The 20,702-nt window shown below is 64.5% G+C and carries 17 protein-coding genes and 1 tRNA gene; 8 read left to right on the forward strand and 10 right to left on the reverse strand.

Annotation, left to right across the window (positions count from 1 at the left end):
• Nucleotides 1-6: 6 nt before the first annotated feature.
• Nucleotides 7-729, reverse strand: a complete 723-nt coding sequence (locus DEIPE_RS15960; protein ID WP_015237005.1) for a 5'-methylthioadenosine/adenosylhomocysteine nucleosidase — start codon at nt 727-729, stop codon at nt 7-9.
• A gap of 172 nt (nt 730-901) precedes the next feature.
• On the opposite strand from DEIPE_RS15960, the gene DEIPE_RS15965 reads away from it, so the two are divergent.
• Nucleotides 902-2,053 carry a MalY/PatB family protein gene (locus DEIPE_RS15965; protein WP_015237006.1) on the forward strand — a complete coding sequence of 384 codons (1,152 nt, stop codon included), beginning with the start codon at nt 902-904 and terminating at the stop codon, nt 2,051-2,053.
• Between the two features lie 67 nt (nt 2,054-2,120).
• Here DEIPE_RS15965 and DEIPE_RS15970 read toward each other — a convergent pair whose 3' ends face one another.
• Nucleotides 2,121-3,065 carry a lysylphosphatidylglycerol synthase transmembrane domain-containing protein gene (locus DEIPE_RS15970; protein ID WP_015237007.1) on the reverse strand — a complete coding sequence of 315 codons (945 nt, stop codon included), beginning with the start codon at nt 3,063-3,065 and terminating at the stop codon, nt 2,121-2,123.
• Nucleotides 3,066-3,338: 273 nt separating this feature from the next.
• Between DEIPE_RS15970 and DEIPE_RS15975 the strand changes: the two genes are divergently transcribed.
• Nucleotides 3,339-3,713, forward strand: coding sequence for a hypothetical protein (locus DEIPE_RS15975; RefSeq protein ID WP_015237008.1), 375 nt, complete (start codon nt 3,339-3,341; stop codon nt 3,711-3,713).
• 215 nt (nt 3,714-3,928) lie between these two features.
• On the opposite strand, the gene DEIPE_RS15980 is transcribed toward DEIPE_RS15975, so the two are convergent.
• Together DEIPE_RS15980 and DEIPE_RS15985 are read right to left on the reverse strand one after the other, a co-directional pair.
• Nucleotides 3,929-4,192 (reverse strand): metal-sensitive transcriptional regulator, encoded by a 264-nt coding sequence (locus DEIPE_RS15980; protein ID WP_041230944.1) that lies wholly within the window; start codon nt 4,190-4,192, stop codon nt 3,929-3,931.
• 86 nt (nt 4,193-4,278) lie between these two features.
• Nucleotides 4,279-4,488: a CopZ family metallochaperone gene (locus tag DEIPE_RS15985; RefSeq protein WP_015237010.1), complete on the reverse strand. Its 210-nt coding sequence runs from the start codon at nt 4,486-4,488 to the stop codon at nt 4,279-4,281.
• A gap of 170 nt (nt 4,489-4,658) precedes the next feature.
• Between DEIPE_RS15985 and DEIPE_RS15990 the strand changes: the two genes are divergently transcribed.
• Both DEIPE_RS15990 and DEIPE_RS15995 read left to right on the forward strand, forming a co-directional pair.
• Nucleotides 4,659-7,169 (forward strand): heavy metal translocating P-type ATPase, encoded by a 2,511-nt coding sequence (locus DEIPE_RS15990; RefSeq protein WP_015237011.1) that lies wholly within the window; start codon nt 4,659-4,661, stop codon nt 7,167-7,169.
• Nucleotides 7,170-7,223: 54 nt separating this feature from the next.
• Entirely contained in the window at nt 7,224-7,637 is a 414-nt protein-coding gene (locus DEIPE_RS15995) for a hypothetical protein (RefSeq protein ID WP_015237012.1), read from the forward strand.
• 17 nt (nt 7,638-7,654) lie between these two features.
• Here the strand turns inward: DEIPE_RS15995 and cysK are convergent, their stop codons facing one another.
• Nucleotides 7,655-8,623: a cysteine synthase A gene (cysK, locus tag DEIPE_RS16000; protein WP_015237013.1), complete on the reverse strand. Its 969-nt coding sequence runs from the start codon at nt 8,621-8,623 to the stop codon at nt 7,655-7,657.
• 103 nt (nt 8,624-8,726) lie between these two features.
• On the opposite strand from cysK, the gene DEIPE_RS16005 reads away from it, so the two are divergent.
• Nucleotides 8,727-9,587 (forward strand): metallophosphoesterase family protein, encoded by an 861-nt coding sequence (locus tag DEIPE_RS16005; RefSeq protein WP_015237014.1) that lies wholly within the window; start codon nt 8,727-8,729, stop codon nt 9,585-9,587.
• A gap of 91 nt (nt 9,588-9,678) precedes the next feature.
• On the opposite strand, the gene DEIPE_RS22465 is transcribed toward DEIPE_RS16005, so the two are convergent.
• The 3 genes from DEIPE_RS22465 to DEIPE_RS16020 form a co-directional block, all read right to left on the reverse strand.
• Entirely contained in the window at nt 9,679-10,620 is a 942-nt protein-coding gene (locus tag DEIPE_RS22465; RefSeq protein WP_015237015.1) for a hypothetical protein, read from the reverse strand.
• Nucleotides 10,621-10,866: 246 nt separating this feature from the next.
• Nucleotides 10,867-12,714, reverse strand: a complete 1,848-nt coding sequence (hflX, locus tag DEIPE_RS16015; RefSeq protein ID WP_015237016.1) for a GTPase HflX — start codon at nt 12,712-12,714, stop codon at nt 10,867-10,869.
• A gap of 62 nt (nt 12,715-12,776) precedes the next feature.
• A tRNA-Ser gene (locus DEIPE_RS16020) sits at nt 12,777-12,866 on the reverse strand.
• Between the two features lie 261 nt (nt 12,867-13,127).
• On the opposite strand from DEIPE_RS16020, the gene murJ reads away from it, so the two are divergent.
• Nucleotides 13,128-14,669 (forward strand): murein biosynthesis integral membrane protein MurJ, encoded by a 1,542-nt coding sequence (gene murJ / locus DEIPE_RS16025; RefSeq protein ID WP_015237017.1) that lies wholly within the window; start codon nt 13,128-13,130, stop codon nt 14,667-14,669.
• A gap of 20 nt (nt 14,670-14,689) precedes the next feature.
• Here the strand turns inward: murJ and DEIPE_RS16030 are convergent, their stop codons facing one another.
• Nucleotides 14,690-15,325 carry a YdcF family protein gene (locus DEIPE_RS16030; protein ID WP_015237018.1) on the reverse strand — a complete coding sequence of 212 codons (636 nt, stop codon included), beginning with the start codon at nt 15,323-15,325 and terminating at the stop codon, nt 14,690-14,692.
• 138 nt (nt 15,326-15,463) lie between these two features.
• Here DEIPE_RS16030 and DEIPE_RS16035 point away from each other — a divergent pair, with 138 nt between their 5' ends.
• Nucleotides 15,464-16,435, forward strand: a complete 972-nt coding sequence (locus DEIPE_RS16035) for a branched-chain amino acid transaminase (RefSeq protein ID WP_015237019.1) — start codon at nt 15,464-15,466, stop codon at nt 16,433-16,435.
• A gap of 41 nt (nt 16,436-16,476) precedes the next feature.
• Here DEIPE_RS16035 and DEIPE_RS16040 read toward each other — a convergent pair whose 3' ends face one another.
• Nucleotides 16,477-17,613, reverse strand: a complete 1,137-nt coding sequence (locus DEIPE_RS16040) for a S1C family serine protease (protein WP_041230945.1) — start codon at nt 17,611-17,613, stop codon at nt 16,477-16,479.
• Nucleotides 17,614-17,789: 176 nt separating this feature from the next.
• Between DEIPE_RS16040 and topA the strand changes: the two genes are divergently transcribed.
• Nucleotides 17,790-20,702 carry a type I DNA topoisomerase gene (topA, locus tag DEIPE_RS16045; protein ID WP_015237021.1) on the forward strand — a complete coding sequence of 971 codons (2,913 nt, stop codon included), beginning with the start codon at nt 17,790-17,792 and terminating at the stop codon, nt 20,700-20,702.

Genomic DNA, 20,702 nt, shown 5'->3' on the forward strand with positions numbered 1-20,702 from the left:
GTCCCGTCAGCGGGCCATGCCGCGCAGCATCTCCCGCACGACCTGCTTGGCGCGCCGGGCCACGACGGGCATGAAGCTGGAATAATCGACGTTGGCAGTGTGATCGGCCGTGTCACTCATAGAGCGAATCACCACGAACGGCACGTTCCAGCGGGCGCACACCTGCGCCACCGCCGCACCTTCCATTTCGGCACAGACGGCGCCGAACGTGGTGCGCAGCCACTCCGCCTTTTGCGGAGAAGCGATGAACTGGTCTCCGCTCACCACCCGCCCTTCCAGCACGCCTACGCCCTCGACCGTGCGGGCCGCCTGCACGGCCAACTTGCGCAGTTCGCCGTCAGCCGGCCAGGAGAGTGCCTCGCCGGGAATCAGGCCGGCCGCATACCCCAGGGCCTGCACGTCCACATCGTGCTGCAGACAGTCGGTCGAGACGACCATGTCACCGACCTTCAGCGACGGATGCACCCCGCCGGCCACACCGGTAAAGATGACGCGCGAGACGCCCTGCGACAACAAAGCCGTCGTGCCCATGGCCGCGTTGACCTTGCCGATGCCGCATTGCGTGACGATGACCTGCTGGCCATCAAGCTGCCCGGCATAAAAACGAAAGCCCATGACCTCACGCTCGTCGCTGTGCTGCAGTTCGGCGCAGAGGAGTTCGGTTTCTTGGGACATCGCACCGATGATGCCGATGGTACCGCGCGCGGATTCTGGGGCTGCCTTGCTCATGCTGCCGCCAGTGTATAGCGGGCTTCGGGGCGGTGGGCAGCACTGCCGTCGCTGACGTGGGGCGAGGGCCGCTTGAGTGTTGGTGGCGCTCCTGGTGACCGCCTGCACACGAAGCCAGCATCTGCGAATGCGCCGGACACGCGGACCACGTGCCCGTATGACATGATGGCTCATGCCGCACCTGTTTGACGATGTGCGCCCCGAGGACCTTCGCCACGCCGATTCGTACAAGTGGACCACCCACCCCGCGGAGGTGCTTCCGCTCTGGGTGGCCGACATGGATTTTCCCGTGGCCGAGGAAATCACCGACGCGCTGCACCGGCGGCTCACGCGCTCGGTCGGTTATCCGCAATTGCAGGGCGACCCCGCGTTGCTCGATCTGCTCGCCGCGCGGCAGACCGCACGCGGTCACCCCGACCTGCCGCGCGAAGGAATGTGGCTGCTGCCGGGCGTCGTTCCGGGACTCTATGCCAGCGTCCTTGGCCTGACCGGCCCTGGCGAAGAAGTGCTGACGCACACGCCCATTTACCCGCCCTTCCTGAGCGCCATCGAAGATCACGGGCGACGGACGCGCCCGGTGCCGCTCCTGCAGCAGGAGAGCGGCTGGGAGATCGACTGGGGCGCTCTGGAGGACAGTGTCACGCCGGCCACCCGGCTGCTGCTCTTCTGCTCGCCGCACAATCCGACGGGCCGCGTCTGGACGCGCGAGGAACTCGAGCGCCTCGGCGAGTTCGCACTCCGTCACCGGTTGTGGGTGGTGTCCGACGAACTGCACGCCGATCTGGTCCTCGATGGAGAGTTTGTTTCCCTGGCGAGCCTTGGTGCAGACATTGCCCAGCGCACGGTCACCCTGACTGGCCCGTGCAAGACTTTCAACACGGCCGGTCTGCCGATTGGAGCCGCGATGAGTGCCAACCCGGCGCTGATTGCGCGGCTGCAACTTGCGACCCGGGGCGTGATGGCGCATCCGGGCGCGCTCTCGATCGAAATGTGGCGGGCTGGCCTCACCCACGGAGAGCGCTGGCTCGGCGAGGTTCTGGATTACCTGAAGGGCAACCGCGAGTTCCTGGCGCAGGAACTGCGCCACAACCTGCCCGAGGTGCGGTTTACGCCACCTCAGGCCACCTACCTGGCCTGGCTGGATTTCCGCGCTTTTCGCTGGAGCGACGAGGCATACGAATTTCTGTTGCGCGAGGCCAGGGTGGGGCTCAACAATGGGCCGACGTTCGGCCCCGGATACCAGGGCTTCCTGCGCCTGAATTTCGCCACCTCGCGCGCCGTGCTGCAAGAGGCCCTCGCCCGCATTGTCCACGCGGCGTCCTGAGACGGCCAATCGTCCGATGCGCTCTGCATTCTGCTGAATCAGCGCCGGCGGGAACCGGCATACTTTCTCAGCCCCGGGCCTGCTGCCCGCTCATCTTCACCGCCCGCTGCCAGGTCAGAAAGTAGATCAGACCGCCCAGCAGCACGGGCAGAAATACGGTGGATACCCGGTAGAGCAGGCTGGCTGCCAGTGCCGCCTCGGTGCCGACCTCGCTGCCTGATACCAGCAGGCCGACCATCCCTGCCTCGGTGACGCCCACCCCTCCGGGTACGGGAGTGAGTCGGCCCAGCATGGTGGGTACAATCACGGCTACGAACACCACAAGCCAGGGCGCCGCCGTGCCCAGGGCGGCCAGCGCCGCCTGCAAGGTCAGCACCTTGACCACCAGCGAGACCAGGGTCAGCCCCACGGCGCTGAGTAGTGGGCCCGCACGCAGGGCAGCGTGCGCGCCGGCAAGGAAGACGGTAAAGGTCTCGGCGATCCTCAGCTGTCCGAAGAGCCACAGCAACCACCTTGCGAGTCGGTGGCGGGCCGCGGGAAACATCCAGACCAGCGCGAACAGGCCCAGCACCAGCCCCGCAGTCAGCACGGCCTCATGCGCGCGTGGATCGAGCAGCGCCGCCAGCAGTGTGCAGAGCGCAAACACACCCTGGTCCACGACACTCGACAGCACGACGGGAACGCTGCCCCGCGCCACGGGAAGTCCCGCCTGAGCCAGCAGGGCAGCCCGGAAGGCCACGCCGCCGGGCAGTACGGTCGCACTTTCGGCGGCCAGGTACGCGTGCATTACCATAGCGCCGTTGGGCGCTCCCACTGCCACGGCCATACCGACAAAACGCGCGCCCTTGATCAGCGTGTACACCAGACCCAGCAGCATGACGACCACTGCCTCGGCGGGCCGGGTGGTCCGCAACAGCGCCAGCAGGTCCTCACCGTTGACATAGCGGTGAACGGCCAGCGCCAGCCCAGCCAGAACGGCTCCGTTGAGCAGCAGCGTCCACGACCGCTTCATCCGAGCTCCGACAGAAGACACCTGGAACGGCGCGGGCCAGGCTGCGACCTTGCGGTATGGGCCGCCGTAAGCACGTCGATCACGTCAGCACACTAACTCGCCAACGCCCCGGAGTGCGAGAAACGCGTACATTCACACCCCCACACCGGGTCGTGCAACCGACAACCCAGCTTCCCGGTCTGACCTTGAATCTCGATTGCTGGGAGTTAACGCTGAGCCAGGCATGAACGTGTGGTAAGAAATCTGTCATGAAGCTGTATTTAGTGTAGAAGCATGACGATTACCTGGCGCTGGCTGAATCGACGGTGGCGCAGCCCCGCACCTGCAGCGTTGGCGCAGACAGAACCTGCTCTGGGCACCTGGGAGGCCGACCTGGATATCCATCATGGGCACTTCGGCCCTACCAGCTGGAGCCGGTCATGGACCGAGTGGCAAGGCCTGATGCGTCGTGATCAGCCGACCCAGATATTCCTGGTCGCGGAGACTTATGGTGAGCGCCGGTTGCAGGCGATCCTGGATCCTGCCGACGTCCAGCCGTCTCAGTTGCCTTCCCAGGGATTTGCCTGCCTGAAATACTACCGGCACCACAACGGTACCTCGGTTGCCGTCAGTTTTGCCGTTGAGACGCTGAACCGCCGCGCGGACTGACAATAACGCACACGGCCGGTCCTTGAGTGGACCGGCCGTGTGCTGACGCCCGTGGGGCAATGAAGTGAGGTGAAGCGTAGCCCTCGCGTCATTCCTGATCGTGTCGTTGTACGAACTCGCCTGAATTTCGGAGCCCTTGCGAACACCGCTCGGGTGCTCCTCTATTGATGCAACCTCGTGGCTGAGCGCAGTGAAGCAGGCAGCGCAGCTTGCGATCAGGTGTACTTGAAGACTTCCATCAGCTCATCGACGATTCTCTGCTCGTCGCCGCGTTCGTGTGCGGTGGCGACGTGTGATTCGAGGTGACCGCGCAGCACGACACCCGCTGCGCCTTGCAGTGCACCTTGCACGGCTTTGAGTTGCTTGAGGACATCGACGCAGTACACGTCGGGGTCTTCGAGAGATTTACGGACGCTCTCGAGGTGTCCGCGCGCGATGGCAAGACGGCGCGCCGCTTTCCTGCGGGCCTCCTCTGGCATGCAGAGGTGGTCAGGCCCGTGCGAGTGGCAGGATTCCCCCGGGTGGGGGGTGGTTTCTGCTTGAGGGGCGGTCGCGCGTCCGGTCATCAGCGGCTGGCTACCTGGGCGCCGTAGCCTTCCTCCACGACAGCACTGACCAGCTGCTGCGGCTCGACGTCGCCCTGCACGATGGCTTTGCCGGTGACAAGGTCAACTTGCGCGTCCTGTACACCGGGAACGTCCTTGAGGGCTTTGGTCACGCCAGCCTGGCAGTGTCCGCAGGTCATGCCGGTAATGTCCAGTTCGATTTGACTCATGGATGCTACCTCCTTGGCAATATTCTACATCCACCCCAGGTGGGTGTCAATTCGGAAGCAGGAAAGTTCATTATGGGATGCGGAATTCTCTACAGACTGTTGCATCCCCCTATGGTCCCGTACTATGCTGATGTCAGATCATCCCCCCGAGGGGGATACCAAGGAGACGTATGAGCAAGACCATCGAACTTGGCGTCCAAGGCATGACCTGCGCCAGCTGTGTCGGCAGGGTGGAGCGCGGACTCAGGAAAGTCGAAGGCGTACATGACGCCAGCGTCAATCTGGCCACCGAACGGGCGACTGTGACCTTTGATCCCGCCCTCACCAGCCCACAGGCGCTGCTGGCCAAAGTCAAAGACGTCGGTTACGAGCCTGTCGTCAGCAGCCTGGAACTGGGCGTGCAGGGCATGACCTGCGCCAGTTGCGTCAGCCGGGTCGAACGCGCACTCAAAAAAGTGGACGGCGTCTTGGACGCCGGCGTCAACCTCGCCACCGAACGGGCGACGGTCACGTACCTGCCCAGCAATGTCAGTGCCGGGCAGCTCAAAGCTGCCATCAAGAATTCCGGCTACGAAGTGCTCGAACAGCAAGTTGGTGCCTCCCGCGAAGATCAGGAACGCCTCGCGCGTGAACACGAAGTCACCAGCCTGCGCAACAGCGTGATGTTCAGCGCGGTCTTCGCGGTGCCCCTGATGCTGATCGCCATGGTTCCCATGCTGATTCCCAGCATCGAAACCCGGCTGATGAACACGTACGGACACGAAGTCATGACCACGATGAACTGGATCATGCTGGCCCTTGCCATTCCCGTCCAGTTCGGTCCTGGTCTGCGCTTTTACCGGCTGGGTTACAAGAGCCTCGCGCACCGCAGCCCCGACATGAACAGCCTGGTGATGATCGGTACCAGCGCCGCATTTTTCTACTCGCTCGTGGCCACCGTCGCGCCCGACCTGTTCCCGGCTGGCACCGCCCACGTCTACTACGAAGCGGCAGCGGTGGTCATCACGCTCATCCTGCTCGGCAAGTACTTTGAAGCGCTTGCCAAGGGCAGGAGCAGTGAGGCGATGAAGAAACTGCTGAGCCTGCAGGCCAAAACTGCCCGAGTGGTCCGTGGCGGGCAGGAACTCGAACTGCCAACGGATGAAGTGCTGATTGGCGATCTGATCTCAGTTCGCCCGGGCGAAAAAATTCCGGTGGACGGCGAGGTGCTGCAAGGCAGCTCATATGTGGACGAAAGCATGATCACCGGTGAACCCGTCCCCGTCGCCAAGAACGCCGGTGCGCAGGTCGTGGGCGGTACCATCAACCAGAACGGTGCGCTCCAGTTCCGCGCTACCCGCATTGGCGCGGACACCGCGCTCGCGCAGATCATCAGGCTCGTCGAAACGGCGCAGGGAAGCAAACCGCCCATCCAGGGCCTGGCTGACAAAGTCGTGAGCCTCTTCGTACCGGCCGTGCTGGTGATCGCGGCACTGACTTTCCTGACCTGGATGCTTTTTGGTGGGCAGACCGCGCTGACCTTTGCGGTCATCAACACTGTGGCCGTCCTGATCATCGCCTGCCCCTGCGCCATGGGGCTGGCCACACCGACCAGCATCATGGTTGGTACCGGCAAGGCCGCAGAACTCGGCGTGCTGTTTCGCAACGGCACGGCCCTGGAAAGCTTGCAGGGCCTGAACGTCATCGCAATGGACAAAACCGGCACCCTCACCAAAGGAAAACCCGAACTGACGGACCTGATCACCACCGAGAATTTCGACCGCGTGACCGTCCTGAAACTGGTCGCTGCAGCTGAAAATCAAAGCGAGCATCCCATCGCACGCGCCATCGTGGACGCCGCCAAGGCGGACGGTATTGCCATCCTGCAACCGGGCGACTTTGAAGCGGTTCCCGGTTTTGGCCTGGAGGCCAGAGTCGAAGGTCACCTGGTACAGGTTGGCGCGGACCGCTACATGCGGCAGCTGAAGGTCGACCTCAGCCGCTTCGCTGATCAGGCAGCGCAACTCGGTGACGAAGGCAAATCGCCCCTGTACGCGGCCATCGACGGACGGCTCGCCGCCATCATCGCGGTGGCCGACCCCATCAAGGAGGGCAGCCTGGAAGCGGTCCGCGCCTTGCACCAGCAGGGCCTGCGGGTGGCCATGATCACCGGGGACCACGCTCGCACTGCGCGCGCCATTGCCCGGCAGCTGGGCATCGACGACGTTCTCGCCGAAGTCCTGCCGAGTGGCAAGAGTGACGCCGTGAAGGAGCTGCAAGGCAAAGGTCACAAGGTCGGCTTCGTCGGGGACGGCATCAACGACGCGCCCGCGCTCGCGCAGGCCGACGTGGGCCTCGCCATCGGCACCGGAACGGACGTGGCCGTGGAAACCGCCGACGTCATCCTGATGTCCGGTGACCTGCGCGGCGTACCCAACGCCTTCGCCCTCAGCCGGGCGACCCTGCGCAACATCAAGATGAACCTGGTTTGGGCTTTCGGGTACAACATCTTGCTGATTCCTGTCGCGGCGGGCGTCCTGTACCCTGCCTTCGGCTGGTTGCTGAGTCCGGTGCTCGCCGCCGCCGCGATGGGCTTCTCCAGTGTCTTCGTGCTCACCAACGCCCTGCGTTTACGGAATTTTCAGCCGCCCGTTCGTCTGGACGCCGCACCCGTCCAGACACCAGCCTCAGCCCACGCGTAAACCTGTTTTTATGCCAGGAGCAGCCCGCAGGCTACCCCTGCTCTCAGGAGTCCCATGACCAAACTCACCGTCGGCCCGTATGTCGCCAGCATGAAAACCTCACCCGCCCAGGTCCGGGACCGTCAGGCGTTCCTGGAGCGCGCCCGCTTTCGCGATGAAGTTCCCACCGTTGCCGGTCTCCCCCTCGTCGGTCTGGGGGGTTCGTGCGGCAAGCCCGCGTTTTTGCTGCCGTATCTGGTTCGCTGGACCGAGCAGACGACCACCGCGCTGGAGCAGGTCGCACAGGAATTCGACTGTTTCGTGGAATACGGCGCATATCCGCATCTGAAACTCAATGACGGCGGGCAGGAAGTGGCCGCCGTGCAGGACTGGAGCAACACGGCCATGATCTTCATGCGTCCCGGCTTTGACCGCGCCGAAGAACTCCTCGTTCGTCTGCGAGATGCACTCGCGCCACGGTCAACCTGAACAGCGCGTCGGTGCGTTCAGCGCTCTGGGTGTTGTTCATGTCGCTCACGCGAGTAGGGCAGATAGCCGCTGGGCGTGTCGCCGCTTTCGCTGTACAGCGCTGTGGTGAGGTAACGGGCGCCGCTGTCACAAGCGATGGTGGCCACCCGTTTTCCCGGGCCCAGGTCGCGCGCGACCTGCAGGGCGGCCCACAGAATTCCGCCTGAGGACATGCCCACGAAGACGCCCTCTTCACGCGCGAGGCGCCGGGCCAACGGAAAAGCGTCTTCTTCCCATACCTGAATCACCCGGTCGATGACACTCCGGTCAAGATTCTCGGGAATAAAACCGGGCCCCATACCCTGAAAACCGTGCTCTCCTCGCTCGCCGCCCGAGAGAACGTTGCTGCGTGCCGGTTCGACGGCCACGATCTGTACGTCCGCCCGGTGGCGCTTGAGAAAACGCCCCACGCCCGTGATGGTGCCTCCCGTTCCGCTGCCGTACACGAAGGCGTCCACCTGTCCGTGCATCTGCTGCCACAACTCCGCGCCGGTCGTGCGCTCGTGGGTGGCCGGGTTCGCCGGGTTAGCGAACTGGTTGGGCATCCAGGCGCCCGTGTCGTCGGCGATCTTCCGGGCTTCCTCGATGGCCGCGAGCATGCGTCGCTCCGGATCGGTCAGGATCAGCCGGGCGCCGTACGCTTGCAGCGTCCGTTTGCGTTCCTCGCTCATCTGCGCGGGCATACACAGAATCAGTTTGTACCCTTTGGACGCTGCCACCTGGGCAAGGCCGATCCCCGTATTGCCCGAAGTCGGTTCGACAATGGTATCACCGGGCTTGATCAGACCGCGGGCTTCGGCGTCCTCGATCATGCCGAGGGCCGTGCGGTCCTTGATCGATCCGCCCGGATTCTGCCCCTCGAGTTTGACAAAGACTTGTGCCATGCCGCTTTCCACCACGCGGGTCAGTTCCACCATGGGCGTATGGCCGATATGCCTTTCAATCATGCCCCGATACTAGCGGGGTAGGGACGCAGGGATTGCGGGCAACCCACGCTGCATGAAATGGCTGGTGTCCCGTACGCGCGGATGACCGGCACCCTACAATCAGATGGTGCGCCTTGCCATCATCGCCGACGTTCATGGCAACAAGCCGGCCCTCGATGCCGTTCTGGCCGATGTCCGACTTGTCGGGGCCGACCGGCTGATCGTGAACGGTGATGTGGTCAACCGCGGGCCCGACGGGGTGGCGGTCATGGAAGACCTGCTGGCCCAGGGGGCCCAGTTCACCCTGGGCAACCACGACGCACTGATGAACCTCTGGCACGACCGCGACCCTGAAATTCCCACCGAGTGGTTTCACGATCCTTTTTTCGCTTCGTTCAGCTGGTGTGCAAACGAACTGAGTCGGGCGGGTCTGCTCCAGGAGTTCACCCGCTGGCCCATGACGCTGCGCGTTGACGTGCCAGGCGCGCCCAGCGTGGTGGTGGCCCACGGCACGCCCGACCATTACCGCGAAGGTATCGGGCGGCGCATGAGCGAGGCGCGCATGGGGCAGCTGCTCGACGAGTCCGCCGCCGACGTCCTGGTGGGCTCGCACACCCATGTTCCCGGCGAGTGGCGCCTGGGAAGCAAGCTGCTGATCAATACGGGCGCGGTTGGCGCGCCCTTCAACCGTGACGCGCGTGCGCAGTACCTGTTGCTTCGCCTGCAAGGAGACTGCTGGCAGCCTGAAATCCGCTTCGTTCCTTACGACCTGAGCGCCGTGCTGCGCAACTACGAGGAAAGTGGCCTGCTTTCGCACGGTGGACTCAGCGCCCACATCTTCCGCGAGGAACTGCCCGCGGCGTATCCGATTTACGCCCGCTTCTGGGAATGGGTGGAAGGCGAAAACCGGGCCAAGGACTGGAATGCCTGGCGGGAATTCGAACGAATCGTGCTGCCGCAGTACGGCCTGACGCCCGTAGGTTGATACCGCGAGCAGGGCAGCCAGCGTCCGGCTGCCCTGCTCGCTCAACTCCGATTGAACGGGTACGCCCGTGCCCAATTAATCGGAAGTCGTATCAGTCTTCGAGCGGACTTGGATCGCGGCTGGCCCGTTCGGCTTCGATGTGCTCCTCGCGCAGCATGGCCTTGTCGTGCAGCACCTCGGTGTCGTCGACGTTGGGTGTCACGGGCGCGCGAAGTATGCCCTGTGCATTGCCGGCCTGGGTACCGATGCGTGGAATGGGCGCGTCGGAACCGTGCAGATCCGCGTCGGTTTTGGTGCCCGGCGAGACCTGCTGTCCCTGATCGATTCGCTGCTGGTAATCCTCGTTGGTTTTGTCCTTGAGGGCACTGCGCTCGTTCGAGGAAGTGATGAGAGGATTGCGTTCCTGTTCGTTGGTCAGGCCGTGATCGTTGGTGGTCTGGTCGTCGTGCGCCATGGGGTTCTCCTCTTGTCGTTTCGTGTGGTACACGCTCGCGGCGCTGGGAACGCCGGGCGTGGCCATCGTCGAGGCGGGCGGGGTCGGCACGGTACCGGTTACAGTGGGGCCTGCGCTGGCTGGGGCGGGTTGAACTGGCCTGCCGATCTCCGGCGTGCCACCGATGATCCCACCTTGACCGAATGACGTGGTGGAAGGTGCGCTGTGCGAGGTTGGTTCGACCCGGTGTCCCATGGGTGTGACGACCGTTGTGCCGGCTTCATGGGGCACGTCGGTGGAGTCGGCTGTCCTGTCTGGAGCCGTACCTGACGCTTTCTCGCCTTCGCTCAGTTCGGTGATCAACCGTTCGCGCGCCGCGATTTCCTCGTCGATTCGCGCGATCTCATCTCGCATTGGCTGCAGGATGGCCACTTCGGCTCCGGAGTGGTAGGCGCGCCCCAGGCGGCCATAGAGGGCGTCGAGGTCCCGGTTGAGCTGGTACACCTCGAAGCGGAGGCGGGTGGTCTGAGCGACCTCTTCACCACGTGAGCGGGCGCGTTGGGCACCACGTTTCAGCGAATCCAGAATGTTGTCGAACACCGCAAGCCTCCTTGGTGGAGCATGAGCTCCCTTTTATGATTTGTGCGTCCGCTGTGGACGCGGTGACAGTCCGCTTGGCGAAACCTTCAGCCTCGCAGCCGATGGAAAGCGTCGCCGCTCGTCGGCTGGGTCTGCTTGGCTCCGGAAATGGGTACGCGGCCTGCAGCGAAATGGTTTCTGGAGCCGGACAAGTCAAACGGAAAAGAGACGGCGAGCCATCGCCGTCTCTCCGTGCAGAAACGGGGTTCAGTCGGCGGGCAGGCCGGGCAGGTTGAGCGCCGGGACTTCCACATACGGACGCAACGCCTCGTGAAGGGCCACCTTGAGGTCGTCAAGACCGGTATTTTGAGCGGCACTGACAGCCACGCCGCCCAGCCGGTCTCGTTCACGCTCGATCACTTCCCGGTCGGCCGCGTCCGCCTTGTTCAGTGCAACCACGCTGGGGAGTTCCTGAATGCCCAGATCGCGCAGGATACGCTCGACTGCGCCGTGTCGGGTGTCCGCACCGGGAGTGGCGACGTCCACGACGTGCAGCAGGACGTCGGCGTCGCCGATTTCCTCGAGGGTGGAGCGGAAAGCGCGTTGCAAATCGGTGGGTAGATCACGGATGAAGCCCACGGTGTCCGTGAATACCACCGGACCGACACCATCAATGAATCCCTGACGTGAGGTGGGACGCAGCGTGGCGAAGAGCTTGTTTTCGGCCAGTACCTTGCGTGGTTCCTCGGCGGCGTGAGTGAAAGCGTTGAGCAGCGTGCTCTTACCCGCGTTGGTGTACCCGACGATCGAGATGACCGGCACGTCGTTGCGTGCGCGGCTCTTGCGACGCTCTTCGCGCCGCACGGCCACTTCGGTGAGTTGCTTTTCCAGAAAGGCAATGCGGTCGTTGATGCGCCGGCGATCCATCTCCAGCTTGGTTTCGCCCGGTCCGCGTGTCCCGATGGCGCCGCCCGCCGCGCTGCCGCCTGAAGCGCCGATGCGTGACAGGCGCGTGCCCTGACCGAGCAGGCGCGGCTTCATGTAGCGCAGTTGCGCCAGTTCGACTTGCAGGCGCGATTCCACACCCTGTGCGTGCAGGGCGAAGATGTCCAGAATCAGCTGGGTACGGTCGAGCACTTTCAGCCCGGTCGCTTCCTCGATTTCGCGTGCCTGGGCAGGGGAGAGTTCCTGCCCGAAGACCAGCAGGTCCGCATCGAGGTGGTAGGCACGTGAGGTGAGCTCCTCGAGCTTGCCCGCCCCCACCAGCGTTCCAGGTTTGAGGTGTCGCCGGAACACCAGTTCCTTGTAGACCACTTCGGCCCCGGCGGTGTGGGCCAGTTCCGTCAGCTCCTCCAGCCGCTCCTCGGCGTCGAAAGCGCCCGAATCGATCTGCACCAGCAAGGCGCGTTCACGGTCTTTTCGGGCTTCACGCAGACGTCGCGAGCGCGCAATTTCTTCCTCGAGCGCCGAAACCTGCGCGCCCAGATCGAAGTCCTCGACGGTGTAGGCGCTCTGGGGCGGGTACACGCGCCAGTCTTCTTCCTCTCCCGTGGTTCCGGGCGGGGTCAGGTGCGCGAAGTGCACGTTGCCGGGCAGACCGTCTGGGCGCACCTCGATGGCTGCCACCGCGTCGAGCCGATTGAGGAAGAGGGTCGACAGGTCACCCTTGCTGAGCGCGCCGCCCTTGGGGTGGGTGTGCAGCAGGTGAAAGCCCGCCAGGCGCGTTTCGCCCACGCGCACGGGCGGAAGTTCGGTACCTTTGGCGTCGGCCACGCTGACCGAGAGGACACGCCCACGGCGGTCGATCAGTACGCTCACCTCGCGGCGCAACTCGTGCGAGAGCTCGCTGAGGTTGCGCGCCAGTTCCGGTGAGGTAAGCGTGCCGGGCGCCAGGCGGCGGCGGTACAGGTTGGAGAGTTGTTTCAGTTGGCCGCTCTTCAGGCCGCTGGTATTTCCGTGGACTTTCTCGATGGTCGTTCCTCCCGCAAAGAAGCTTTGCGTTCCTGATGAAGCTTGTAACGAAGGGCGGACGGGGAAGTAGTTCCTCCACCTTACTCGCTTCAGTGCCGAAACGCCGTAACTTTGGTGAAGTTTCGCCCAGACAGAACCTGCCATGTCTCCCGCCGGGTTACCGGCCGTAAAAACGACCGGACCAGTTTTACTGGTCCGGTCGTTTTTGGCGGAGAGGGTGGGATTCGAACCCACGGTAGAGTTGCCCCTACAACGGTTTTCGAGACCGTCCCATTCAACCGCTCTGGCACCTCTCCATCTGCTCCGGCTTCGGCGCGAGGTCGTTGACCGGGCGCGAAACAAGAGCTCCAGGTGAAAGCACCCAGGCCAAGCGGCAAGCCAGAATTTAGCACGCGCCCAGGGGCTTGGCAAGAAGGCCTCAGACGACACGAAAGGGTGCAGCGACGATCCGAGTTGAGTCGTGAGCCACCTGCTGCGAAGTGCCGGAACCGGACAACCAAGTCTTCGCGCTACAGTAGCGCTGTGCGCCCGCCTTGCCGGGTGATCGCCCCTGCCTTATGAACGCACCCACCGAAAAGACGGCCGCGCTTTCTCGCAGCGCCCTGCGCAACACCCTGATCGTGATGGCCGGAACCCTCGGCTCGCGGCTCTCGGGCGTGGTGCGCCAGCAGATCATCAACCTCTTCGACGACCGGCTTGTCGATGCCTTCAGTGCGGCATCGCGGGTTCCCAACCTCTTTCGTGAGCTGCTGGCGGAAGGGGCGCTCGTCAACTCCTTCATTCCGGTATACAAGAGCCTCGATGCAGGAGAACGCCGGCAGCTCGCCCGGACGTTCACCGGCGTGCTGATCGCCATCAATTTGCTGGTGGTCGCGCTGGGCATTTTCGCGGCGCCCTGGATCGTGCAGGGGGTGCTGCTGGCGAGCAACTCGAACATCGACGCGGAGCTGGCCATCTACATCACCCGGCTGGTGATGCCCTTTCTGCTGCTGATCAGCCTGTCGAGCATCGCGATGGGGCTGCTGAACGCCGATGAGCACTTTCGTGAATCAAGCTTCGCACCGATCGCCTTCAACATTGCCTCGATCACCATGTTGCTGCTGCTGCCCAAAACGGCCACCTGGCTTGGTATCGGTTGGACGGTCGGCGGGCTGGCGCAGTTCCTGGTTCAGCTGCCCGCACTGCGCCGCTTTGGCCTGCTTCCCACGCCGCGCCTGCGCGTCAATCCGGCACTGCTGCGTGTACTGATACAGATGGCGCCGTTTGCATTGACCACGTCGGCGCGCCAGTTCCTGAACGTCTTCGTGACCCGCTTTCTGTCCAACGCCGCCTTGTTTCCCGCCGGGACGGCTGCCGGCTATATGAACGCGGAAGCGATGTTTACCATGGCCAACGGGCTTTTCGTGGTGTCGCCCGCGCTGGCGCTGTTCCCCCGTTTCGCGCAATTGCGGGCTGAGGGCGATTGGGACGCCTTTCGACGCCTGACCCTCAGCCTGCTGCGCACCGTGACCTTCCTGGCCGCACCCATTGGTGCGTTGCTGGTGGTACTCGCGCCTTACGCGTTGAGTGTGTTCAACCTGCGAAGCGGATTTTCGCCGACCCGCTTTGTGGCGGGCAGTGAGATTCTGGCCGGTTGGGGGCTGGCGCTGCTGCCCTGGGCCATCAACACCGTGCTGCTGCGGACCTTTTATGCGCGTGAGCGCACCCGCGAGGCAGTCACCATTTCTGCGATCTCGTTTTGTCTGGAAGTCGGCTTGTACTCGCTGCTCACTCCCCGGCTGGGCCTGTACGGTTTCGGTGTGTCGACCACCATCATGGGCGTGCTGACGGGCGCGGCGCTGATCACGCTCTATCAGCGCCAGCTGGGTTTTCCGCTGCGCGAGCTGGGCAGGCACCTGCTGCGCGTGATTCCGTTGGCCGCCGTGGCGGGTCTGGTGGCGTGGGCGGTCACGCTGATGCTGCCCGATCCGGGCCGCTTCGTGCCGGGAGTCCTGGGCTTCGCGGTGGCGAGTGCGTGCGGGCTGGCAGCGTACCTCGCGCTGGCCGTACTGCTCAGGATGAACGAGGTTGGTGCCCTGATGCGGCGTCTGAAACGCTGAGCCCGGTCGTTGATTCGGGCTCAGCGCTGCAGGTCGGTCAGGCCGAGCAGGGTATAAGCGGCCAGCAGCATGCGCTCACGGCTGCGGTAGCGGTCGGCGGCCTCGCCCCGACTCGCCAGGGGCACGCTCGATACGCTGGCCTGCAAGCCGATCCCGCGCGCCAGGGCCAGCGCACGCGTCGCGTGCACTTCGTCGGTGACGAGGGTGACCGGGCCTGAAATATAGGTCTGGGAATAGGTGACGTTTTCCAGGGTCGAGCGGCTGCGCGTTTCGGCCAGCAGCCGTTCCTTGGGCACGCCCAGTTTGGCGAGGTAACTCACACCCACCGCGCCTTCACTGAAGCGGTCGCCCTTGCCAACACCCCCGGAGACGATGATACGTGTCACGCCGCCTCTGCGGTAAAGCCGGTTGGCGTGATCAAGCCGACGCTGAAAGGCCGGTGAGGGGTGACCGTTGTACTGAGCAGCTCCCAGCACGAGCAAGGTGGGCGCAGGGCTGGAGACGCTGGCGGCGTGTGCAGCCAGCGGGACGCTGCCGAGTGCCGTCACGACCAGCAGCGGCAGCAGGCCGGGAGCGCTTCCGCCCGAGTGCCGGACCGGGGCACGGCGCACCGTCGGTGTCGGGCTCACCTTGGGAAAGCGGCCTGGAGAACGCATTGCGCCACTTTAGCATGAAGGCTGTCTCAAGGACGGGCGCTACAGCTTTTCGGTTGCCTGCGGTGCATCCGGCAGCACAGCCTGGGTTTACACTGCGCTTGATTCAGCCCTCACTGCCCTACCCCTTCAGGAGGAATCATGAACAGCCAACCATCCAGCACGCCCATTCCCGCCAGTGCCCCCAGCGGCGACAAAGGCATTCAGGCCGGAAAAATCTGGCTCAACGGTCAGCTCGTCGCGCAGGAGGAAGCCCGGGTGTCGGTGCTGTCACACGCGCTGCACTACGGCTCCAGCGTCTTCGAAGGCATCCGTGCCTACCGCACCGGACGTGGCCCGGCCATTTTCCGCCTGGCCGAGCATACCCGGCGTCTGATGGAAAGTGCGCACATCCTGCGCATGCCAGTGCCGTACACCGAAGAGGAGGTCAACGAGGCCATCAAGGCCGTCATCCGCGAGAACGGGTATCAGGAGTGCTATATCCGCCCGCTGGTTTTTCGCGGTGGCGCTTCCCTGGGGGTCAATCCGCTGCCGTGCCCGGTCGAGATGATGGTTGCCGCGTGGCACTGGGGCGCTTACCTGGGCGACGAAGCCCTGCGCAGCGGCGCGAAGCTGGTGACCTCTTCCTGGATTCGCTCGCCGGGCAACGTGCTGCCCACCAAGGCGAAAGCAGGCGGCAACTACGTCAATTCCAGTCTCGCCAAGGCGGACGCGGTCAGTGCCGGTTTCGACGAAGCGATTCTGCTCGACGCGCAGGGGTATGTGGCCGAAGGCAGCGGCGAGAACCTCTTCTTTCTCAAGAACAGCGTGCTTTACGCCATCGCCCACTCGGTGACCTTGGTGGGTATCACGCGCGACAGCATTGTGCACGTCGCCCGGGATCTGGGCTACGAGGTCAAAGCCGTCATGGCCACCCGGGACGAGCTCTACACTGCCGACGAGGTCTTCATGACCGGCACGGCAGCCGAGGTGTCGCCGATTTCCAGCATCGATTTCCGCCCGATCGGCACGGGTCAGGCCGGCGAAGTCACCCTGGAGATTCGGCGCCGCTACCTCGACATCGTAAGTGGCCGCGACCCGAACTACGATCACTGGCTGACCTATGTGAATTAAAAAGAGGCCGGGCGCACTGCCCGGCCTCCCTCCTTACCGTTTCAGCGGTTCATCTGGACCTGGGCGCGCCCTTCCAGGGTCATCTTCAGCTGCACGGTTTCCTCGCCGCGCTGTACGGTCAGCGTGACGGTGTCCCCGACCTTGCGGGCGCGTACCTGGGTCAGCAGGTCGGTAAAGTCACGCACGCTCTTGCCGTCCACGGCCAGAATCACGTCGCCACGCAGCTTGGGATAGTCGTTGGGGCTGCGCGGCTGCTGCAGCGTTTCGATGGGGCGCAGTCCCGCCTTGGCGGCCGGGCTGCCGGGCGTCACTTCGAAAAACACCACGCCGGGCTTGGGCCCCAGGCCGGTGGGCACGAAGGCTTCGTCGCGCAGGTCGGTGCCGCCCCGGATACCGATCACTGGCGCGTCGCGTTTCTCGCCCTTGGTCAGTGCGGCGACCAGGGTGCTTTCCCGTGAGACGGGCACGGCGTACGAGATGATCTGCATGCCACGAGCGCTGCTCCGCGCACCTTGCCCGGACGCGCTCCCGACCTGGATGTAACTCACCACGCCGATGGCCTCGCCCTTCGCGTTGATGATCGGTCCGCCCGAGTCGCCCGGGACCAGTTGCGCATCGAGTTCGAAGGTGCCGCTGGGGAAGTCGGCCCGTCCGGCTTCGACGCTCAGGCGCTGCAGGTTGCCGTATTCGGCCCGCAGGAAGCGTCCGCCACCGTTGCCGATCGCGAGGGCAGCGTCACCGGTCTTGGGCGCTTCGGCGGCCAGCGGCAAAAAGGGCACGTCTTTCTTGACCTCGACCTGCACGACGGCAATGTCGTTGCCGTCATCGTAACCGACGACCTTGACCGGCAGCACCTCACCGGAAAGGGTGCGCGCACGCAAATTCTTGGCCCCGAAGACCACGTGATAGGCGGTCAGCGCCAGACCATCCTTGTTGATGAAGTAGCCGGTGCCAATCCCATCGAGTTCCCCATTGTCATCACGCTGCTCGATGCGAAAGGCGGCCGCGCGGTTCTTTTGGTACACCTCAGCCGGAACTCTGGCCGCCGCGTTCTGGGCCTGGGTGCTGGAGGTGCGGTTGGCGGGAGCAGCAGGAGCGCTTTGCGCGGCGGCCAAAGGTGCGGTGAGCAGCAGGGCCGAGGCGAGCGCGGTCAACACACGCGAGCGGGTTTGTTTCACCTCCCTATGGTGCCCCAAAGCCGTGAACGAAGACTGCGACATAAGGTGAGAAACAGCGGGGCGCCGGGAAGATCACCGTTTCTTGATCGTTGTGCCAGCGTAACAACGCTTCTTGCGGAATTCGGGTTTTGTGCTACGCTCACGCCCAAAGGAAAGACTGCGCCCTTTACCCACTTATGCCAAAGACCCTCGTCATCGTCGAATCGCCCGCGAAAGCCAAAACCATCGGGAAATACCTTGGTAAAGGCTATGTCGTGGAGTCTTCCATTGGGCACATCCGCGATCTGCCGCGCAGCGCCTCCGAAATTCCCGAGCGCTACAAAGGCGAAGCCTGGGCCCGGCTTGGTATCAACGTCGAGGAGGACTTCCGGCCGCTGTATATCGTGGCTCCCGAGAAACGCAGCCAGGTGGCCAAGCTCAAGTCGCTGGTCAAGGACGCCGACCTGGTGGTCCTGGCGACCGACGACGACCGCGAGGGTGAAAGCATCGCCTGGCACCTGCTGCAGGAACTCAAGCCCAAGGTGCCGGTCAAGCGCATGGTGTTTCACGAGATCACCAAGGAAGCCATTGCCAGCGCCATTCAGCATCCGCGCAACATCGACGAGAACCTCGTGGAGGCTCAGGAAGCGCGCCGGGCGCTCGACCGCCTGTACGGTTACGAGGTCAGCCCGGTGCTGTGGAAGAAGGTCGCACCCAAGCTCAGCGCGGGTCGGGTGCAGAGCGTGGCGACCCGCATGCTGGTCGAGCGTGAGCGCGAGCGCATGCGCTTTGTCAGTGGCTCGTGGTGGGACATCGAGGGCCGCTTTCAGGTTGCCGAAGGAGAAGGCTTTCCCGCAACCCTGATCGAGCTCGACGGCAAGAAGCTCGCGCAGGGCAAGGACTTCGACCCGGCCAGCGGGCAGCTCAAAAAGAGTGCCGACGTGTGGCAGCTGAGCGAACAACAGGCCCGTGAACTGGCCGAATCGCTCGCCGGTCAGCCTTTCCGGGTGCTGTCCGCCGAGGAGAAGCCCTTCACGCAGCGTCCCTACGCGCCCTTCATCACCTCGACGCTGCAGCAGGAGGGGGGGCGCAAGCTGGGCATGAATGCCAGCCGCACCATGCGTGCCGCGCAGAAGCTGTACGAAGGCGGCTACATTACCTATATGCGCACCGACAGCACCACGCTGTCGAAAGAAGCCATGGACGCCGCGCGCAGTCAGGTGCGCGCCATGTATGGGGAGCAGTACCTGCACCCCACGCCGCGCACCTACGAGAAAAAGAGCAAGAACGCCCAGGAAGCCCACGAAGCCATTCGCCCGGCGGGGTCGAGCTTCCGCACGCCCGAAAGTCTGCGCGGCGAAATCAGCGGGGACGAGTGGCGCGTGTACGACCTGATCTGGAAGCGCACCGTCGCTTCTCAGATGGCCGACGCGCGTGGGCGGCGACTGCAGGTGCGCCTGGGTGGTCGCGCTCAGGACGGACGCGACACGGTCTTCGCTGCGTCGGGCAAGGCCATCGACTTTCCCGGCTTCCTGCGCGCCTACGTCGAGGGCAGTGACGACCCCGAGGCTGCCCTGGAAGACCGCGAAGTGCTGTTGCCCGCCCTGAAGAGCGGAGACGGCGTCACGGCGCGTGACCTGAAACCACTGGGGCACGCCACGCAGCCACCCGCGCGCTTCACCGAAGCCTCGCTCGTGCAGGCGCTGGAAGGCGCGGGAATCGGGCGGCCCAGCACCTACGCCAGCATTCTGGGGACCATCCAGGACCGGGGGTACGCCGTGAAGCGCGGACAGGCACTGGTGCCGACCTGGACTGCCTTTGCGACCTCGGCGCTGCTGGAGCACCACTTCGGTCGCCTGGTGGACTACGACTTCACCGCCCGCATGGAAGAAGACCTCGACGACATCGCCGGAGGCCGCCAGAAGCGCGCGCCGTACCTGCGTGGCTTCTACCTGGGAGAGCAGGAGGGCCTGGGCCTCAAGAACCTGGTGGAAACCCGCCTGGAGGCCATCGATCCCCGCGAAATCGCCACCATCGAGGTGCCCAAGCTGGCGGGCAGTGGCATCGAGGTGCGGGTCGGGCGTTACGGTCCCTACCTGACGCGAGGCGAGGCGCGCGCCAACCTGCCCGAGGAGCTCACCCCCGACGAACTCACCGCCGAGAAAGCCGAGGAGCTGCTCGGTCGGCCCAGCGGCGAGCGTCCGCTGGGCAACGACCCCGAGACCGGCCTGCCGGTGATTGCGCGCGCCGGGCGTTTTGGTCCCTACGTGCAGTTGGGCGAGGGCAACACGCCGGTCAAGACCTCGTCACTGCTGCCGGGAGACGACCTGAACACCCTGTCACTGGAGCGCGCGCTGGAGCTGCTGACCTTGCCGCGCTTTGTGGGCACCCTGGAGGGTGAGGAGGTCTGGGCGCACAACGGCCGCTACGGCCCGTATCTGAAGCGTGGCAGCGACAGCCGCAGCCTGAACAACCATGAGGAACTGTTCAGCGTCACGCACGAGCAGGCCGAGCAGCTCTTCGCGCAGCCACGCGTGTTCGGACGGCGTGGCGCGGCAAGCGGGCCGCTGAAACGCTTCGAATTTTCCGACCGCACGACCATTGATCTCAAAAGCGGCCGTTTCGGCCCTTACCTGACCGACGGGACCGTAAACGCCACGCTGCGCAAGGACGAGGGCGGCGAGAACCTCACGCCCGATGAAGCGCGCAGCATCCTCGAAGAGCGCGGCAAGGAACCGAAATCGAAGGCAGGCAAGACGGCCCGGGGCGGCAAGGCCAGTGCGGCCAAGGGCGGCAAGGCGGCCAAGACCACCACGAAAAAGACCGGTACCGCCGAGACGGCCAAGCCTGCACGCAAACCTGCTGCTGGGGCGGCCAAAATTAAGAAGGGCAAGAAGGCTCCTGCCAAAGTCACGCCTTCCTGGGACGCCCTCAGACGGCACGTCGGAGTGCTGAGCGAAACCGAGCGGCGCCTGGTGATTGCCGTGCGCGACGAGGGCCACAAGGTGGACGAGATCGCGCCGGTGCTGGGCCTGGAAGTCAACAAGGCCAAGGGCATGTTGCTGCAGATCGGGCGCAAGCTCAATCAGGCCGCCCGCGCCGGAGCGTAG

The sequence above is a fragment of the Deinococcus peraridilitoris DSM 19664 genome (genome assembly GCF_000317835.1).
In the GTDB taxonomy this organism is placed as follows: Bacteria; Deinococcota; Deinococci; order Deinococcales; family Deinococcaceae; genus Deinococcus_A; species Deinococcus_A peraridilitoris.

Excerpts from the sequence above, each read along its gene's own strand:
- DEIPE_RS16005 (WP_015237014.1), top strand. The coding sequence starts at position 8,727 with ATGGTGCGCCTTGCCATCATCGCCGACGTTCATGGCAACAAGCCGGCC.
- DEIPE_RS16035 (WP_015237019.1), top strand. The coding sequence starts at position 15,464 with ATGAACAGCCAACCATCCAGCACGCCCATTCCCGCCAGTGCCCCCAGC.
- DEIPE_RS15975 (WP_015237008.1), top strand. The coding sequence starts at position 3,339 with ATGACGATTACCTGGCGCTGGCTGAATCGACGGTGGCGCAGCCCCGCA.
- DEIPE_RS16030 (WP_015237018.1), bottom strand. The coding sequence starts at position 15,325 with ATGCGTTCTCCAGGCCGCTTTCCCAAGGTGAGCCCGACACCGACGGTG.
- DEIPE_RS15995 (WP_015237012.1), top strand. The coding sequence starts at position 7,224 with ATGACCAAACTCACCGTCGGCCCGTATGTCGCCAGCATGAAAACCTCA.
- DEIPE_RS15960 (WP_015237005.1), bottom strand. The coding sequence starts at position 729 with ATGAGCAAGGCAGCCCCAGAATCCGCGCGCGGTACCATCGGCATCATC.
- DEIPE_RS15965 (WP_015237006.1), top strand. The coding sequence starts at position 902 with ATGCCGCACCTGTTTGACGATGTGCGCCCCGAGGACCTTCGCCACGCC.
- murJ (WP_015237017.1), top strand. The coding sequence starts at position 13,128 with ATGAACGCACCCACCGAAAAGACGGCCGCGCTTTCTCGCAGCGCCCTG.
- cysK (WP_015237013.1), bottom strand. The coding sequence starts at position 8,623 with ATGATTGAAAGGCATATCGGCCATACGCCCATGGTGGAACTGACCCGC.
- DEIPE_RS15970 (WP_015237007.1), bottom strand. The coding sequence starts at position 3,065 with ATGAAGCGGTCGTGGACGCTGCTGCTCAACGGAGCCGTTCTGGCTGGG.
- hflX (WP_015237016.1), bottom strand. The coding sequence starts at position 12,714 with ATGGCAGGTTCTGTCTGGGCGAAACTTCACCAAAGTTACGGCGTTTCG.
- topA (WP_015237021.1), top strand. The coding sequence starts at position 17,790 with ATGCCAAAGACCCTCGTCATCGTCGAATCGCCCGCGAAAGCCAAAACC.
- DEIPE_RS15985 (WP_015237010.1), bottom strand. The coding sequence starts at position 4,488 with ATGAGTCAAATCGAACTGGACATTACCGGCATGACCTGCGGACACTGC.
- DEIPE_RS15990 (WP_015237011.1), top strand. The coding sequence starts at position 4,659 with ATGAGCAAGACCATCGAACTTGGCGTCCAAGGCATGACCTGCGCCAGC.
- DEIPE_RS15980 (WP_041230944.1), bottom strand. The coding sequence starts at position 4,192 with ATGCCAGAGGAGGCCCGCAGGAAAGCGGCGCGCCGTCTTGCCATCGCG.